A 19,349-nucleotide genomic window follows, 5' to 3' on the forward strand; every position below is an offset into this window, starting at 1 on the left:
ACATTCAGATGGAATTGTAGGTATTTTAATTAGTAGTATTCTGTACGTCCGTACAGTCTTTTGATTAAATAAAATCACATAGTTTATCTATATTTATATATAGGGATAACTAAGTGTTTATTATCAAGTAGTTATACGAACACTTTTCTACCTTTGTGAGTGGATTTTTAATTTACTTTAAAAAGCCTCATGGAGAGATAAATTGTCTTTTGAAGACCACAATCAGAGAGTTAGCAACACCCCAGTACCATTCGCAATGGTGAGTCCTCTATCCACAGATAAGAATACCTGTGCACCAGACATATTGGACGTACTGGTAGGTTTACCGCCAAGTGCTCAAGTTCTGTTTATCCAAATAAAGATGAAGCATAACTACATTAACAATGTGTGTTCTTATGAATTGTCTGAATCAGTGCAAGATAAAACCTCAACGGCCTATAAGCTATATAGTCGATATTCAAGTAAATTAGTGAAAGCTGGTTTATTAGTGAGACTTAAAGCCGATCATAGAAGACAACTAGGTTTACCTAAAAAGGACAATATCACTTATTTCCTAATCAACCCTTACTTGGTTAGATGTAAAGAGTATGCTCTAGCAGACTCGATATGGAAGCAATATAGTTAAGTAGTTTGTGCGGCTCCCCGCACTCTGGTGATTAATCATCAGATAAAGGCGAGCCAATATGACACAAGTTACAAACAACTCTAACCTGCCGCTATCAATAGCAGTATGGTTAGCACACGACGATTACGACCACGATAGCCGAGAAAATCACATCTCGGCTACTTCTCTTTTAAAACCCCTTAAGCAATTAATTCTCAGTAATAGAGTACCCGACACAGCGCGTGACGATATTGTTGGACTCATCCCATCTGCGATGGGGTCGTCCATACATAATGGTATTGAATCCGCATGGGTAGGTAACTATGAAAAGAACCTTGCGAAGCTTGGTTACCCTAAAAGAGTTATCGAACGTATTCGTATCAACCCAACATCTAAAGACCTCGAAGACGACCCTGACATTATCCCTATTTACTTAGAAGTTCGTTCTGAACGTGAAGTCGATGGGATGATCATAAGCGGTAAATTCGATTTCATCGGTGACGGTAGAATAGAAGATTTCAAAACCACTTCTGTTTACTCGTTCACTAAGGGCAACAAAGACGAAGACTACATTCAACAAGGTAGTATCTATCGTTGGCTTAACCCTGAGAAAGTAACCCGTGACGATATGGCCATACAGTTTATATTTACTGATTGGCAATCAGCTCGTACACGAGAGCCCAACTACCCCAACATGCGAACCCAAGAGAAGAAGTTTCTTCTCAACTCAATCGAATCCACTGATGCGTTTATTCGTGAACGTGTCGCAACTATCAAAAAGTACTGGGATAAGCCTGAGTCTGAATTGCCTGAGTGCACAGATGAAGACCTATGGCGTAAACCAACTGTCTACAAAGTTTACAAAGACGCTGATGCCAAACGAGCAATGAGCGGTGGCGTATTCGAACAAGACAAACGCGGTGCTGAATTATTTGCACGTGAAAAAGGCGCCATAGTTAAAACCTTCCCAGGTGAAATTGTAGCGTGTCGTTACTGCAAAGCTTTCGATATTTGCGAACAGAAACAGAAGTATCTCAACAGTGGAGAACTTACCTTAAGAGGATAAAAACAATGCCACAGTTTCAAGTCTTCGACCCCGAAGAGATCAAGTACCACCCCGTAGCTGAAAAGCTCACCAATCACATCACAACGTATTGTGAGAATGATACACCGGCCTTCTTCAGAATTATCGTATCTTACTTTATTGGTAAGACTGCTTCTCAAATGCGAGCCAAGATTAAGCTCTATAACCAGAAGCCGCTGCCAATTAACATCTATGCGATTAACCTTGCGCCTAGTGGCGCAGGTAAAACGAAGTCAATGAACTTCCTTGAAGAAGAAGTGTTTGGTCTGTTCAACGAACGCTTTGAATCTGAGTTATTGCCTTACACCACTGAAAAGAACTTAGCAGCTATTGCTAATACTCGTTCAGCAAACAACAACACTGACCCTGACGAAGAGTTCCAAGAGCTCATTGCTGAGTTCAAGGACATCGGTGCATGGGTTAAGTCGTTTGACTCTGCAACGCCAGCAGCACTGAAGCAATTCAGACATAAACTGTTACTGGCGAATGCAGGGGCGCTCAACTTTGAGATTGATGAAATCGGTGACAACCTCACTGGTAACCAAGATGCCTTTAGTAAGTTCCTTGAGCTTTACGACAAAGGCAAAATCAAAGAGTCCCTAACCAAGAACACAAAGGAAAATAAACGCCTTAGTGCTATTGATGGTCAAACGCCTTGTAACCTTCTTATGTTCGGTACACAGAGTTCCCTACTGGATGGCGGTAAAAAAGAAGAAGAGTTTATCGCTATGCAAGAGAAGGGCTACGCTAGACGTTGCTTATTCGGCTGCGAGAAATCGGTTAACCGTAGACTCGACTTAACTGCTGAAGAGATCTTCGAGCGTAACTCTAACGATGAATCCAATGAGTTTATTGAGGAACTAGCTGAACACTTAATTGAGTTGGCTAACCCAGTAAACTTTAACAAGCTTCTATTGTTAGATAAGCAAGAAGAAATTCTGCGTATTGAATACGATATGTGGAACAAGCAACGCTCACTTAAGCTTAGTGAACACGACAAAATCCAACGAATTGAGTTGGAAAACCGAGCGTTTAAAGCACTTAAGTTAGCTGGCGCATACGCCTTCTTCGAAGGCTCTGCGAAGATTACATCAGAACATCTGTACTATGCGATTGCTATTGTTGAAGACTCTGGCACTGCACTGGCGGAAGTACTGCGCCGTGACCGTCCATACGTCAAACTAGCTAAGTATCTTGGCTCAGTGAAGCGTCAGGTCACACAAGTCGAGCTTGTTGAAGACTTACCGTTCTATAAGGGTAACAATTCACAGAAGCAAGATATGCTGAACATGGCGATAGCTTGGGGCCACCAACATAACATTGTGGTTAAGAAGCACTTTGTTGATGGTATCGAGTTCCTCAGTGGCGAGTCATTAGAAGAGACTTCGCTTGATAAACTGATTGCCAGTTATTCTGACCATGTAGCTTATCGTTACTATAACGATGAACTAAATTGGGATAACATAGGCAAGCTAACCCAGATGAAAGACATTCACTGGATTACCCACCATGTATCTGATGGTCACCGATGCGAAGACAATACAAGAGCAGGTTTCAACCTACTTGTTATTGATGTAGATGGTGAATCACCGTTAGATGTTTCAAGAGAGCTTCTTTCTCAATACAAATCTATCTTCTACACAACCAAACGTCACCAGACGGAAGGCGAAGACAGATACCGTATTATTCTACCAATGAAGTACACGCTTAAGATGGATGCCAAGGACTTTAGAGAGTTCATGGAAGCCGTGTATGCATGGCTACCGTTCCAAGTGGACGAACAGACATCACAGCGTAGCCGTAAGTGGCAAAGCCACGAAGGCAATCTCATTGAGAACGACGGAGAGTTATTCGACCCGGTTCCGTTCATACCTAAAACCAAGAAGAATGAAGAACGTAAGCAGCGACTTATTGACCAGCAATCGTTAACCAACATCGAGAGATGGTTTGTTAATAACACTGGCTCAGGCAATCGCTCTAACCAATTGGTTAAGTTCGCACTCATGCTTGTTGACTCAGGTAAGACTATCAACCAAGTCGAATCAGCCGTGCTTGATCTCAACGACAAGCTGGCCGACAAACTCCCCGAAGAAGAAGTCATGACAACCATCATGGTGTCAGCGCGTAAAGCCTACGCAAAACAAGCAGCCGCTTAAATAAGTAGTCGGGGCATCTCCATGCCCTGCTGCGCTTTTCCTTTCAATAAGAGAATCACTATGCCAGAAATAAATGACAATCTTGTCCTTATATGCGGTAAATCAGCATCAGGCAAGTCAGCATCATTGATGCAGCTTAAAAACCCTCAAGGCGTTATCTACCTTAACTGTGAAGCAGGTAAGAAGTTACCGTTCCGCAGCAAGTTCAAAGAGCTTGTAGTCACAGACCCATTCCAAGTCGAAGATGCATTTATGCAAGTCGAGGAAATGGATGACGTACACACTATCGTGATTGACTCGCTTAATTACTTGATGGATATGTACGAAACGCAGCATGTACTAACATCAGCCAACACCATGCAAGCATGGGGCGAGTACACGCAGTTCTTTAAGCGACTCATGCAGAAGTATGTGGCGTCATCAACCAAGAACGTCATTTTCCTAGCCCACGTTGTAGACCAACTCAACGAAGGCGAAATGATCACTGAAACGAAAGTGCCAGCCAAAGGCGCTATCAAGAACCAAGGTGTCGAGTCTTACTTCTCTACCATCCTGTATGCGAAGAAGCGCAAAATTAAAGACCTCAAGGACTTTAATAATGACTTGCTAACCATCTCACCTGAAGACGAAGCACTCGGCTTCAAGTACGTCTATCAGACTAAGTTAACCAAAGACACAGTTAACGAGCGAATCCGCAACCCAATGGGTATGTGGGACACCAAAGAAACTTTCATAGACAACAATGCGCAAAGCGTTATTGACCGTCTAATCGAATACTACGGCTAATGTAAGGAGAAAATACAATGGGCCTAATGAACAACCTTAAAACCAAGAAAGATGTAGCAACTGATGAAGACCGCATTGGTGGCGGATTTCAGCTTTTAGACACCAACCTTTACGCAGGTACAATCAAGTACGCATACGTTAGCGTATCAGACAGCGGTGCTATGGCACTTAACCTGCAAGTTGATGTTGATGGTCAGACGCATTCACAAACAGAGTACATGACCTCTGGTGAAGCCAAAGGCTGTAGCAACACTTACAAAGACCAGCAAGGTAACGAGAAGTACTTGCCTGGATTCATCTTTGCAAACTCACTGTGCTTACTAGCAGTAGGCGAAGAGATTGCTGACCTTGAACCGGAAGAAAAGGTTATCAACCTTTACAACCGTCAGGAAAGTAAAGAGATGCCAACCAAAGTACAGATGCTTATGGAATTGGTAGGCGTTGACATCAAATTCTTACTGGAAAGACAAGAAGTGGATAAGCAAGTGAAAAACGATGCGGGTAGCTACGTGAACTCTGGTGAGACACGTGAAATCAACAAAATCGTTAAGTTCGTGCGCCCACGTGACAACATGACTGTCACTGAAATCCAAGCCGAAGCTGAAGAAGCGATCCACGTTGAAAAGTGGGTTGAGAAATTCGCAGGTGAAGTGATTAACCGTGCTAAGGGCGCAAGCTCAGGTAGTGGTGCTAAGTCAGGCTCTCCAGCCAAAGGCGGGAAGACAGAGCAGACAACAACGCAATCAGTTAAGTCATTATTTAAGTAATGGTCTTAGCTGGCATCGACCCAAGCTTACGGAACTTTGGGATGGTCAAGGGAGCCTGCGATTTATCGTCAGGTGACTTTGACCTTACTCACATTAGCCTTATTGAAACAGCATCAGATAATAACAATAAAAAAACTGTTCGTAAGAACAGCGATGACTTAAGGCGCTCAAGGCAAATCTTTGATGGTATGTCTGAGTTTCTTAAAGATGCTGACATGGCTTTCGTTGAGATACCCGTAGGCTCGCAAACAGCACGTGCAATGACCTCTTATGGGATATGCATTGGCTTATTAGCAAGCCTACAAGTTCCACTCATTCAAGTCACCCCCAACGAAGTAAAGCTTGCTGGCGCAGGAACCAAAACTGCATCCAAGAAACAGATGGTTGACTGGGCCACAGGAGAGTACCCCAACGCTCCGTGGTTCTCTCATAGGCGTGGAGGGCAACAAGTCTTCACGGGTAAAAACGAACACGTTGCAGACGCACTAGCGGCCATTTACGCAGGGGTCAAGACTGACACATTTAAACAGCTAATCGCATTTCAAAGGAAATTAGCGTAATGAAAATTGTATTCGAAGAAAAAGACATTAACGAGATCCTAACGGCTCACGTTAAAGGCAATAACCTACTTGGTTTAGCCGACAAAGACTTCAGCGTTGAGTTAGAAATCAACGGTGACCAAGTATCAGCAAACCTTGATACTGACGTTGATTCACTGGTAGGCGGCACAACCGCATCTGAACCAAAGCCTGTTAAGCGTAGACGTAAAGCTGCGAAGAAAGCAGAGCCTGAACCAGAGAAATCTGAATCGGCCGACGAACCAGCAGCAGAAGAAAAGACGGTCACACCGCTTTCTAAAAAAGTAACTGCTGAAGAGCCGGCAGACGAAGAACCTGCTGAAGAAGCTCCAGAAGAGAAAGACGATAAGCCGCCTTTCAAAACTGAAGAAGAAGAAGAATCGAAAGTAGATACTAAACCGCGTAAATCGCTGTTTCAGTAATGTTTCGTAAACTCTTTTTTGCGATCAAGGTCATAGCGATTTCAGTAGGTCTGGCATTGCTTGCTGGTATCGTTATTGGCCTATCGTACTTTCTGAGCATCTTGTTTAGCGTTGCTTGCGTAATTGCCGTACTGGTATTTATAGTCGCAGCAATATGCTCAAAACCTAAAAAAGAGAAACAAGAATAATAATAAATTCTCCTTACAAAAAAGCCCTCTTAATGAGGGCTTTCTTTTTTACAGTACAGAACGTATCGCTTGTAGCGGTATCGGTTCATCCCATGCATCTAGTCCACTAGATATTGGGTTAGTTATTTTATCAAATACTGAAGTACCCAGTATTGTCTCTACTGGTGATGTTAACGAGTTACCCGTCGTCATCATTAGAGACAGTATTGTGCTTGCTGGTTTATCCATGAATGTGGATAGCACCGGACGCAAAATACGTAGATAGTATTTACTGAACATCAATAAGCCATGATCATTCAACCACTGCAATGCAGGGCTAGTTGGTATGTCATAGTTGACGAAATGTTCACTAACCGTTTCCAGTGCAGAGTTGGCATCCATTTTTTCAGGAGCTATTTCTGTCAAATACTCATACATTGCAAAACGTGCAGCAAAGTCAGATAACTGAATCGGTTGGTTCATCATCTTATAAAGCTGTGTGTCTTGCGTCACATACAAGTAACGGCCTAACTTATTCAATGGGCCAATGCGCCTTTCACTAGTCCACTCATCAATTTTCTTACTGGTTTTGTTCTTAAAGCTAAACGGGTCAACACTGTTATCAATGTCTTCCACGATAGTTTGGAACAAGCCAGCATCCATGAGTTTGTGTACAGGACTGCTCGACATCATTGTTTGTAGTTTATTGGCTTCATTCAATAGTTTGTCGTGTTTATCAGTGCCTGGGTTTAGTAAGGCCATTTCCTTTTCTACTTCAAAACTACGTTCACGCAGCTTGTTGTACTTGGCCGCTTCACGGTAACCGCGAATCGAGCCACCAAACGCTTGCCTAGAAGGTATGTCATTACCCAATAAGTGTACGAAGTTACTCACGATATTAAATACCGTAGTCCAACCAATTTTAACAACCACGTTGTCTTTGATAATTGAAGTAGCAGCTTGGAAGAAATCTTCACCTCGCTTGAGTCCACGTATTAGCTTAGAGATCTGCTCAGTATTCAGTGTGCTTTCAAGTCCCTTTCTAACAAGGCTGGTAACGTAACCCTGAGTTTCTGGGTTATCGCGTAGTACGTCGGTAATGCTCTTCTTACGGAAGCCCATTGTAACGTGCAACAGCTCACGCTTAATCGGTAACTTTCTACCACCACTCTTCTCAGCAATGTACTCTTGCGTGTCGTAAGGCAACAGATTCCAATACTCTTTCAATTTATCAGAAGCAGCATCAGCTTTAATAAACACGTAATCGCTTTCAGCTTTGTTCACATCGTTCTCGTATTGCTCAAGTAACGTGTCAACTACATCGCGGTTACGGTCTTTTGTGTTGCGCTTATCAACAACATTACCTTCCATAGTGCCGAGGGCTTCAAAGGCGTGATAACGCTTCTCTAAGCTTTTCTCTCTCAAGGCTTCCGACATTTCATAACGGAACGTTTTGATTGAACCATCATTGTGGAATGTGGGAATCATCATGGCGCCTGCGTCACTTGCTACTTTGGCAGGGTCAAAGTCAGGATTAGACAAACGAGCCAATGCATTTTTACGTGCAGTTTGCTCCATGTTCCTTAGCATCTTCACTCTGTCCTTGTATTTGATAGGTTGTTCTGCATTTTCCATGGAGTCCATGAAATCAGTACCAGACATAACACCCGTAGCAAAGTTCATGCTGCCGGTTACCCTTCTGGCCATACCGCCATCTTCAATACTGAACAGTACAAGACCAGGAGAAGAGTCCAAACGTCTATCACGACCTACTGAAGCAACTTGGCGATAGCCCTGCTTAAGTAAGCGTTCTGCTTTCTCACTGTTAGGTAATGCATACTCATGACTGATGTGAGGGTTAACCGTTTCGGGCGTGTACCCTTTCGTCATTTGAATCACGTCCCCATCAAAGTTAGCGTCTAAAGCTAATTGCTTAACTTCATTGGCTTGGCGAAGCATAAACTCAATACCGTTTTCATCTTTCTGGTTCTCAGTACGGATCAGCTCAGATGATCTGTCTTTATCATGCTTAGAGCTGCGCTGTATTGCGTATAGAGAAGTTAGGGTATCAATCAAAGCTTCTGCTTCATCTTTACGATCGTCACTGACTTTCATGTTTAAGCCAAATAGATTAACTATTTGTTTTGCGTTCTTGCCTAGAATGTCAGAGGTCGCATTACCCGTAACCATGTAATAAGCCAATGCCTTAGCTTGGTTCTTATATAATGTGGAGTGGCTGAACCCTGATAGGCGAGATTCAATGTCCCTGACTTCGCTTGCTAACGCAGACTCGTCAGACAGAAAGGTGTCAATGTCGTTGATGTTGTAGCCACTTTCTAACAGGTAAGCTGCATCAGTGTTAAGTAACGCTTTGTGTAGCTTTTTGCCGTCTTCGTCTTTAAGACGTTCTTTGTCTCCACCAAATTTACTGTTAAGTAGGGCAATCATGCCTTGCTTACCAAACTGTCGTTGCTGCTCAACATCACGGTTAGCCTTACGTGTTAGGCCGATGATGCTGTCCATTGCCTTATGTCCACGACCCATTACCTCAGTAACTAAATCATTAATGGCGCTTGGCGTGTCGTCCTTCTTTTTCTTGAAGATGCGACGAGTTAACTCAGCAAGTTGGTTTGCACTGTTGGTTCCAGCCAGTACAGCAATATTGGCAGAAGCTGCAATAAACACATTGTCCGACTCAGTTCGGGCCTTAGCGAACTCACCGCTTAACGCGCTCTTTATGCTGGCACTAAGAACACTGTTAGTTTTGGTTTTCAAATCCAAACTCATTTGCTCAAGCCTATTAAGCTTGCGTCTATTCTTGTGATTAGTTTGAGCCATACGAGACAACACTTTGTCTTGCTTCTCTTTGATGTTCAAACCAAGTCTAAGGTTACCGTTAACCAGCTCTTCCATTTTACCCAGTAGTGACAACACAGCTGCGTTTAAGCGAGATAAAAAGCTACCGTCATTCTCAGGCGCCACTTCATCTATGTTGTTCAGTACTTCACGAACTTCACTAGACACGGCTGACGCAGCAGCGAAGCGCATGAGGAAGTCGGATGCCCGGTTATCAACTTCTTTACCTGCGAACTCGTCGAAGTACTTGCTACCTTTATTCAGGTTACTGGTGTTAAACAAGTAGTCGTACTTAGCTTTGGCCTTAGCAACTTCAGCTTCACTGTCCTTAGCCAGTTGGCTTGGTAAGAAGCTTTCCCACGTTAATGACTTACGTGCAGATTCCCATAGCTTAATCATGCGGTTCTTTGCGAAACCAGCATTAAGAATGTTGCTATCCAAGACCGCTTCCAGTTGCTCCGCAACGTAAGCTTCTTGAGGTGTAAGAGAGAATACGCCTTGTATTTTGCTCACGAATGGACGAGTACCGTTAGACAAGTGCGTTAAGTACTGGTCAATTTCGTCTCCCTGCCCTTCTTCCTCAAGTTTCAGATCTGCACCCATTGGGCCAGCAAACGTATTAACGATGCTTTCCTGTACCGTAGACAAATGTTCTTTGTGTTCAGCACTCACTTCACCGTGATTAGCCAGACCATCAAGAAGTTCTTTAGGACTCATTTCCTGTATGCGTTGGGCATTAAGGTCTACTTCAGGCGTATGGCTTCTAGGTTGTAACTTAGCGTCTTCTTCAAAAACTGCGGCAGACAATTCAATAAGCTGCTTCATAGCGTTGTCGTTACGTAGCTCAGTACCGCCACCAAAGAAACCTTTAAGCGCACTAGAGAAAGAGGTGAATGCGTCAACCAACTTACCGTTGATTCTGCCTTTCACACTTGTTTTCTTAAGCTTGGCTATAAACTCTTTATTAGTTAAGCCCCAAGCCAGTAGCTCTTTACTATTTTCCAGTGCAGGTAAGAAACGTTCGTCAGTTATCTTAGAGCGCAGTTCCTGTAATAAGCTCTCAAGCTTCTCTACTGCCTTACGTCCGTTCTCACTTACGTTCTCGTCGTTGTTGTTCACAGCGTCAATAGTGTTAGCTGATACAGCGTGCAGTAACTCATGAGCCACAGTCTCAAGGTTCATACTGTTGTGCTTAAAATCATTACCTTTAAGTAGTAAACGGCCAGTACCAACAACGTGTGCACCACGCATACCGTTCATATCGCGCACGATCTTCGGGTCGCTATCAGAGTTGATGACTTGCACTTCAAAGTCATCAGGCAAATAACCAATTAGTTTATTAACTAACGATATATGGTAGCCCTTCATTCCTTTAGTGGCTTTAGCAAATGCTGTTTTAAATGAATCTCCAGACAATAGAGATTTCTCAAGAAGTGAGCCAAATGTATCTGGTTCTGGTTTAGCTTGAGTTGTTGGGCTTTCCCCTTCAACTAGGTTCTTCTGCTCCATCTCCTTTGCGCGTTGCGCAGTCGATGTCGTCTTAACCGTATTAGTTTTAGATAGTTGGGTTGGCTTGCTGGCCTTGGTTTTTGCCGTGCCTTCATCTACCTGTTTACCCAAATCAGTAACGAAACCAGTCCCGGGCAAATAGTATTGACCAACGTATTGAACAGTGTCACGAAGTTCAGTTAAACGGTCAGAAGTTTCTCTCGACTTTTTAACCAAGTATTCGTAGTCATTACCGCCATCGCGTTTAGGGTTGTCACCCATGAAAGTCACATTCTTAGTAAGCGTTGTGATCATTCTTTGACCAACATCTCGAGTAATTTCACCGCGTTCGACACGTTCATTAACTTCATCAACAGTACGGTCAATCAAGTCTTTCGCGTAGCTGAAAGGGTTTGAGTTGAATACGTTGTTAAAGAACGCTTCGTTAGCAGTAATACCCGTAGAAGCAAAGTCACGTAGGCCAACTGGAATACCATCGTGCACGTTAAATACATCATGCTCTTTAACCACTGACTGAATAACTCCAGCATCGTGGCCATGAATGTTTTGAACACCTACACCTGGGCCTAAGTAACTAGAGAACGATGTGACAGTTGCAGGACTAGAAAGACCTTTCATCTGTCCTTGGCGATAACTACCATCATTGTTCTTCACTCTTACATTTAACGGCTTACCTAAAGTGATGTTAGCTTTGAAGTCATTACCCTTAGCTGTCTTAGCTGCGGTTTGCTCAAGCTTAATAGCTTGTAGGTCAGTCTCATAAGTCCCATCACCATTTGGGTTCTCAACCGAAGGCATGATGTGATGCAGCTCGTCGGTAATCGCTTTACGGTAAGTTTCAGGTAGTTCGTCATCTGTAGCGATAACACCCTCTTCAACTAGCTCCGCATGTTTCTTCTTAACACTTGCAGTATAAAGCTGAACGAATACATCAGACTGGTTCTGCATGTTGTCTATGTAGACTGAGCGGTTGAACTTAAACGCTTGGAAGTGTTTTTCGATAGCATCAAGCATAGGTTCAGCAAAGTCATTTTTAACATTTTTCTGAAGAACACTAAGACCTTTCAAGCTGTAGTCAGCTTCACGTATCTGTTCAATAGTCTTGAACTGATCAACGTCTTTAAACAGCTGGAACTGTTTGCCTTTGAAAGTAAGCAGCGGCTCAATGTCTTTAAGCATCTTGTTGACTCGTGCAACTTTCTGCTTATCAGATGGATTTGGGGCCCCTTCTTTCTTTGGGGTGTAATTAATAGACTTGTCTATCCAAGTATCGAAGTTGTCGATAATTGCGTCAGCTAAGTCATTAGAAAGTGACTTCTTACCAGCACCGTATACGTTCTGCATAAGTGGGCTCTTGGCCATCTTACGGCTGATCTCCACCGCACTGCCTGAGAACACATCTAAGCCAGTAAAGAATAGGATGGAAGCTTGTAGCCTTTTAGAAGAAATACTGTTTGGCTTCTTCTTAGCAGCAACAACCTCGTTGAATAAGTACTCTTCCCATATCTTTGCCTGACGCTCATAGAAGTCTTTGTTAACTCTCTTCTGCTTGGTTTTACCATCTGCAGGGTCAACATAGCTTTCCTTGGTATTAATGTGCTCACCGTAGTCACGCTTCTCGTTGAAGAATATGCCGCCGGCTTCTAATTCTTCTTTAAGGTTATCAGCACTGCCGTTACCAAATATGATTGAACCGATAACAACACCGTTGGTGATACCATCAATCTCTAACCAAATATCAGCTTCAAAGTACTCTTGGCCTTTGGATTCTGCATCTAAGTATCGAGCCAAATTGGTTAATGCATGTAACGAGTGCGTGTTGTGCTTACCTTCTTTAACAGCATCAATAAGATTCTCACGTGCAGCCGCACCTTCAGGTGTAGTTGACCAAGCATCATCATTAGCCAACAGGTCATTGATTGCCTGTGCGCCTTTAAAGAACACATTGGTTTCGTCACTTACCATTGGAGCCATAGCTTCAAGTGACTCTTCTTTAGTCTGCTTATCAATATCGATATTAAGACCTTGAGCCACACCCATTAGGAATGCGTTCATCTTAGGGCCGTCATTAACACTGACAGCCTCGTTCCAACTCTTCATTTTAAGAAGTGCACGTTGAACCTTAGAAGTCTGAGGGTTAATTGCACCTTGGTAATTGAAGCGACCAAAACGAATCACTTTCATGCCTAAGTAGAAAGGTGTTTTTAGTCCTCTCTCCATTAAGCTAAGTTTATCTCTCCAGTCAGTGAACTTGTTCCACTCATTGATTAGACCGTTACCTTTAGCTCTTGCGCTGTCGCGCATACGCTTAGGCATAGAGTTAAGGCGATTCTCAGATTCAATACCAAGTACCTGTTCAATTTCAGAACCATTGTCTTTGTCTTCAGAGCTGTCTAGTAAGCTCATTAGTCGGTTTGTATCTTCCGCTATGACTAATTCTTTTTTCTCTTGCTCGGCAGTCATATCACGAGTACCGCTTGGAACAGTCTTGATAGAACGCTGCATTAAGGCGCCCTCTTCAATTCCATCTCCAGGTTTAAGCATTGGCTCTCTAACTTGTGATTGCGTACCGAATAACTCTTCAACAATGTAGCCTGTATCTTCGTTAGCACTGATTAAGTCTTGAAGCTCAGGCGTAAGACCTTCGTTATCGAAAGGGCCCATCTCAGCGTCATGAGGAACCACAACAGTGGTATAAGCTAACTTAGATACCTTTGCTTCAATCTCGTCTGGAGACATATTATCAAGTGCTTGCTCAGTGAGTCCGGCTTGACGGTATACGTTGTCACGTACTTCTGTATTACCGGCTGCAATAACGCCAGACATAGAACGCTGACGGACTTCAACCATGCCCATATCACTTAGCGCGGCTAAGGCCAGTTCACCAAGTTGCAGTTCAAGAACGCTTTGTTCACGGGTAGAAGCAGTGTCTTCGTTAAGCTGAATGCCTAGTGCTGATGCAATGTTGCCACCAATGTTACGGTAGAACATGTTGATAGGTAGGCCGTCTTGAGATAGCTCCCCGACTAAACTACCGGGAACTTTATCGCTGTCTTTAATACCAAAACGTTTTGATAATACTTGTGCATCTGAGTATCGACTACCTTTTGCATCAGTGGCCAACCATGTATATGCGCCAACAGAGATTGCATTTTTAAGTGCTTCTAATGAGTTGCCTTGAGTCAGTGCATGGTACATCTGAAACTTAGGGTTAGCTTCAGGCATGATAGCGTCGATGTGATCGTGAAACTTCTCTGCGAAATCAGTGAAGTGCTGAACAGCTTTCTTCTGTTTAGGCTCAAGCTTTGCAATACCCTTTGTATAAGCCAGTACTGTAGATGGTGCACGTTTCAGTTGCTTAAGTAAGTTCGGGATTGCACGAATCAACGACTTATTGCCGTTAGGTATGAAGTTCTTTGCGAACGTTTCATCTTCAAACGCTTCAGCCGTACCATCATAGTCTTTAACTCGACCTTCAAGGGCTTTCACTTCTTCTTTAGCAATTCGACGGTCTTCACGAGTGTTTTCTAACTGAGTTAGTATCTCACCTTGACGTTCACGAATGCCTTGATTGACTTGAGCTCGTTCTTCGATGCTCATATCTTTCTTATCAGCTAAACCAAGTGAAGCAACAACTTCGTTAGTTATGGCTTCTTTGTTTGCTAACTCGGCTTGAAGATCTTTAACTTCGCGCTCTTTAACCGTTACTTCATTACGAGCCAGTGTTAATACTTCATCAAGGTTAGTATCAGTTTCTACTTCCTCGTCTGTTGTCGCTTCGCTGACAGACTCGTTATCAGTTGGGGTTTCGGTTACCGTCTCCGTCTGCGTGTCTGCTTCTGTTTGCGTCTCTGGCTGCGTTGTCTCTGTAGCTGGCTCAATGGTGTCATCGGTTTCTTCCGTATCTGTTACAACGCCCTCTGGAGGTCTAGTGGTGTTTTCTACATCTCGTGTTGTATCAGTCGGAGGTGGCGTAGGCGTTGCGTCAGCATTAGCCGTAGCGGTTTCGCTTTCAGTTGGTGTACTTGTTGGAGTTTCAGTAGAAGTCTCGGCTGTGTCTTGTACAGGCGCTGTGTCACGCTTCGCTTGTATCAAACCATCAACTTCAACTAGAACGCTTTCTAGTGCTTCTGCTTCACGTTCTATGCTTGGGGCCAATCTCTTAGCACCACCACGCATTTCGAACTTGTGTTCTTCGGCAAGGTAATCAACTGCGCTTTGTTCAGCTTCGTTGTACTGCAGTTTGAAGTTTCCGTCTTTACCTACACGGTCAAAAGCATTCAGGGCTAACTTAATAGCGTCAGCTTTCTTTCTATGTTTACTGGCAAATGCTGCAAGGTAATCACGTGACTTCTGAGCGGCTTCCATATTACCTGAGTGAAGAGCTTGGCCTACTCGTTGACGGTAAGACTTAACACCAAACGCACCTTTATCGTTTTTACCGTAAGTGCCTTTATCACGGCCACTGAAGATGTCTTTACTGGTCAGTTCCGCATTAGGAGAAGACTTATGTACATCATCACTGTTTGTAATGACTTCCATTGCTTTCTTTGAAGCAAAGCTGTTCTCTAGGCGAGTACGCTCTTCTGGCGTCCATTTATCTGACTTAAGAAGTGATTCCATCTGATCTACCGTAATGCTATCTGGTGATACAGAATCAGTCTCAAAGATACGTTGAGCATTTAGCTCAAAGTCTTCAGAACGCTCAGTTGCGTTAGTGACATTCTTAACCGCTTCTTGGGTGTTGTTCTCTTTAGCTACAGTAGCCGACATTTTATCTCTGTGGCTTTTAATAACATCGAGCGCATCACCTAGCTTAGAGGACTCTTCCTGTAAGGCCGGCTTGTCTTTGGCACTAGCTTTATCTTCTTGCTCCATAACAGTTTCAAGTCGTGAAATGGTTTCATTCCAAAGACCGTCTATCTGTTCCATAGGGCTAGTAGATTCTTCGCTATCTGTAGACTCGTCTTTCGACTGTTCTGCAAATTGGCGCGAGATAGTACTAGCCACTTTTTCGATGTCTAATTGCTCTGATTTATCTACCGCTGCGGTAGAACTTCTAACAATATCAGAGTAATCATTAGTCTCTGCGGCAACCTTAACGGCTTGCTCAGTTGACTTGATTTCTTTAGTTGCAGCTTCAGCGTTCTCTTGGTTACGTGTCTTAGCAGCTTTACCTGCTTCAATTACAGCTTCATTAGTACTTTTGGTAACATCAACTGCAGTTTTAGCCGCTTGACCTGAACCTGTGATAGCAGCAGATGCACCAAAACCAGCAACAGCTGATTCAAATACATTCTTACCATCTTCTTTTAAGTCAAAGTCTTCACCGAAAGCGTCTTCTTCAATAGAGGACTGAACACCTTCAGTACCTGCTTCGATAGTTGAACCACCTAATACTTTAGCTGGGCGCTTAACTGACTCAGTGACTGCGGTACGTGATTTAGATTTCTTCTTAGGGGTGTCAGTGGCTTTTTTACCTTTGATGCCTTTAATCAAACCAGCGGCACGAGCAGTAACTACATCACCGGCTACGTCCATAGCGCCAGCAATAGCACCTTCTTGGTTAGCTTCTTCAATGTCAGCTTTAGTTAGAGTAACTTCCTCGTCGCGCAGCTTGTCATCAATAGTGTTGCTTCTGACGTCGTTTGCGTAGTTAACACTGTTTATAGCGGCCATGCCTGGGACTATAGTGGACGCAGCACCTGCAGCACTCTCAGCCGCGTATTCACCTGCAGCAGCAGGGTTACTAAGTAATGAGCCGGCCCCACCAAATGCTAAACTAAATCCAGCTTTAGCTTTCTCAGTGAATGTTTCAGCTTCTTCAATACCAGACTCATCCCAGACTTTATCAATGTCTTTTGATAACTCTTCTCGGTTAAGTGGGTTAAAGCCTTTTGCAACTGCAGTGTCTTGAGTCAGAGCTTTATCGATACTTTTAGCTTGGTCTAAGTTTCTAATGGCTTCGTTAAATATGTTTCTGTAAGAGTCAGAAGATTCTTGAGCATGAATACTTGTACCAAACTTAGGTAAGTGAAATTGAGAGGTGTCAACAGTAGTATCAAGGTACTGGTTATCTTCAGGTGATAACTGTTTACCTGCAATTTGCTTTTGCATTAATGCTAAGGCTCTATCGTCAAGCTTACCTAGTAACCTATTTGCTTCGTTATTGTTAGCTGATGCCACAAGTTCAGATAGTTGTTGTAAACCACCTTGAGCCAATCTGTTAGCTAACTGCTTACCTTGTCCAGAAACGCTACCTAAGTCTGCATTTCGAGTCCACGAGTTACGACTTATTGCTGCTTTACGTAATTCTTCTTCTGCTCTGGCTTGCTGCCTTAGCCTTCCGGCTTCGGCATCAGTGTCTACTTTTTGGGAGAAAGCTTCAAAACCAGTGATCTGGTCTACACGCTGTTGAATGCGTGACATTTTGAGCTGAGTTTTATCAGCACCTAATTTATTAGACATAGAACTGTCTCTTTATTGATGGCAGGAATGGTGAAATAAAAGGGGTAACTGATGTACCCCTTGAATGGTGTTACGGTATTAGTTTCTTCGTTCTTGCTTGAAACGTTCGATCATTCTATTAACACTTGCGTCAGCGCCAGATTGAATTGTCTTTTGTTTCTTAATGAGGTCTTTTAACTTTTTGGTGTGAGCGTTGATAGTATCATTGCGAGTACTAAATAAGGTAATACCTTTTTCAATTTCCTTTTGAAATGCTTCTGGAGTCCAACCACCCCCTTCACTATTAGAAACAGCGTCCATTGCATACTTAACTGCTGCACCTTTGATACGTTCAGCATCAGGCCCAGTTAAGAGAGAAGCCATACCATCATCTGCTTCAAGGTTTTCCACGGCTGTTTGTAAGGCTTTGTCGGCCATTTCTACAGCATTTCCGCCCCAACGTGAGTCATTGTATTGTGTCGCTATATCCCACAACTCATAACCACCAACTTCCTTATCTGATTGTTCGCCAACATACTTCATAGCATTAGCTACTGTATTATTGGTATCAAGGAAGTGCCCTAATTCATCTGAGTAAGTAGGCGTATCTGAACTCATGATGTCAATGTCACGGGCTGCGTTATCTATTGCAGAAGAATAGTTCTTTTGTAAGCGACTTACTTCGTACTGTTGGTCTTTAGTTAGTCCGTTTCTGGCTTCGTAGTCAGCCTGCAAACCGTTAACCGTATTTGCAATTATGCCTGAATCGGTGACACCAGCTTCACGCAAACGTCCCTGAACAAAGTCTTCAATTTTCGTAGGATCATCGAGACTTTCCAGTGCTTCGTTTCTAATACCCAAAGCAGTGTCTTTTTGACCTCTTAAGTCAAGGGTACGATTACGTTCATCTATTTTAAATTTCTCTTCTCTATCAGCATCTGAAGAAGTCTCAATAGAACTAAGTAATGTACCTTTATCTTTAATGGTTTGACTCGAATCGATAAGAGCACGGGCGCCTTCATAATCTTTGGCAGCTATAAGAGCGTTAACTTTATTGATTTCTGGTTCCGCAGCTAACCGTTGTTGGCGTGCGTCAAACTCTTGAGTCTGTGTTAAATCAGTACGTAACTCATTGTCTCTGCCTTGAAGAGCACTCTGAACTTGAGACACATCAACCTGCCCAGCACCTAGTTGGCCTAGCTCTGTACTTATACGCTGGTTAAACTTGTCATAACTACCTAAGTCATTAAAGCCCTGTACTTGATTTAAGAACTGGTTCGTATTGAAGTCCTTAGTTTGGTTTTCCACTGACAAACGATTATCGGTAACTTGTTTTGCAGCGTTAGATAGCTGAGTTATACCTTGGTTAATCTGGTTGCCAGCCTGTACGCCTAACTGATTAGCTGAAGAGAAATCGGGCGCACCGATATTTCTCCATGTAATTGGGCTCGCCATTATCCTCTACCTTCTAAACTGTTCTTAGCCACATAGCTCTCTTTCTCCGCATCAGACAAGTAACCTCGGCTATTAGCTCTGTCTTGAATGCTTGTGTTGTACTGAGAAACTTGTTGATTGTACTGGTCGTTAAAGGCGCCTTTTTGGAAATTGAATTGGTCCTTCTGTAAGCCAAAGTTCCTAAAACCGTTAAAGGCTGACATTAAACCCCCAGCAGCAGACAGTGCAGGCATTAAATTGCCCGGGGTGTTGATCCCAGTTTGCTGGTTTGTATTGCCAAATGCCCAGTCCATAAAGCCACCCCCATTTTGATTAGGGCCAGCTGCATTAACATTGGCGGGCATACCACCAAACTGATTGAAGTCATTGGTATTAAAACCTCCGCCTGTCAAAGCACTGAAGTCTGTGTTCATGTACTCAGGGGTTGTTGGTGTAATGTTACCGGTTAACTGTTTGGCAAAGTCCAGTCCCCAGTCATTTTGTGGTTGGGCGCCAAAGTTTAAATTGAAGTTGCTCAT

At 43.2% G+C, this 19,349-nt stretch carries 10 protein-coding genes; 7 read left to right on the forward strand and 3 right to left on the reverse strand.

From position 1 onward, the window contains the following. Window positions 1-256 precede the first annotated feature (256 nt). The 7 genes from O9X84_RS09260 to O9X84_RS09290 are packed head-to-tail and all read left to right on the forward strand — an operon-like array spanning window position 257 to window position 6,397. On the forward strand, window positions 257-625 hold the full coding sequence (locus O9X84_RS09260) for a hypothetical protein (protein WP_269519438.1): 369 nt from the start codon (window positions 257-259) through the stop codon (window positions 623-625). Between the two features lie 58 nt (window positions 626-683). Continuing rightward, the gene (locus O9X84_RS09265) at window positions 684-1,670 is read left to right on the forward strand and encodes a hypothetical protein (RefSeq protein ID WP_269519439.1); all 987 of its coding nucleotides are present in this window, start codon (window positions 684-686) and stop codon (window positions 1,668-1,670) included. Between the two features lie 5 nt (window positions 1,671-1,675). After that, complete coding sequence (locus tag O9X84_RS09270) at window positions 1,676-3,844, forward strand: hypothetical protein (protein WP_269519440.1); 2,169 nt, start codon at window positions 1,676-1,678, stop codon at window positions 3,842-3,844. Between the two features lie 60 nt (window positions 3,845-3,904). Beyond that, complete coding sequence (locus O9X84_RS09275) at window positions 3,905-4,630, forward strand: AAA family ATPase (RefSeq protein WP_269519441.1); 726 nt, start codon at window positions 3,905-3,907, stop codon at window positions 4,628-4,630. Window positions 4,631-4,647: 17 nt separating this feature from the next. After that, window positions 4,648-5,397 (forward strand): hypothetical protein, encoded by a 750-nt coding sequence (locus O9X84_RS09280; protein ID WP_269519442.1) that lies wholly within the window; start codon window positions 4,648-4,650, stop codon window positions 5,395-5,397. A 41-nt stretch (window positions 5,398-5,438) separates the two neighbouring features. Beyond that, window positions 5,439-5,957 carry a hypothetical protein gene (locus O9X84_RS09285; RefSeq protein ID WP_269519443.1) on the forward strand — a complete coding sequence of 173 codons (519 nt, stop codon included), beginning with the start codon at window positions 5,439-5,441 and terminating at the stop codon, window positions 5,955-5,957. Then, on the forward strand, window positions 5,957-6,397 hold the full coding sequence (locus O9X84_RS09290) for a hypothetical protein (RefSeq protein ID WP_269519444.1): 441 nt from the start codon (window positions 5,957-5,959) through the stop codon (window positions 6,395-6,397). The genes O9X84_RS09285 and O9X84_RS09290 overlap by 1 nt, the downstream gene beginning before the upstream one ends. Before the next feature lie 236 nt (window positions 6,398-6,633). On the opposite strand, the gene O9X84_RS09295 is transcribed toward O9X84_RS09290, so the two are convergent. The 3 genes from O9X84_RS09295 to O9X84_RS09305 form a co-directional block, all read right to left on the reverse strand. Beyond that, window positions 6,634-17,397, reverse strand: a complete 10,764-nt coding sequence (locus O9X84_RS09295) for a hypothetical protein (protein WP_269519445.1) — start codon at window positions 17,395-17,397, stop codon at window positions 6,634-6,636. Between the two features lie 78 nt (window positions 17,398-17,475). Then, window positions 17,476-18,831, reverse strand: a complete 1,356-nt coding sequence (locus O9X84_RS09300; RefSeq protein ID WP_269519446.1) for a hypothetical protein — start codon at window positions 18,829-18,831, stop codon at window positions 17,476-17,478. After that, window positions 18,831-19,349, reverse strand: coding sequence for a hypothetical protein (locus tag O9X84_RS09305; RefSeq protein ID WP_269519447.1), 519 nt, complete (start codon window positions 19,347-19,349; stop codon window positions 18,831-18,833). Before O9X84_RS09305 ends, O9X84_RS09300 begins: the two co-directional genes overlap by 1 nt.

Origin of the sequence: Alteromonas sp. BMJM2 (genome assembly GCF_027257845.1) — a bacterium.
Taxonomy (GTDB): domain Bacteria; phylum Pseudomonadota; class Gammaproteobacteria; order Enterobacterales; family Alteromonadaceae; genus Alteromonas.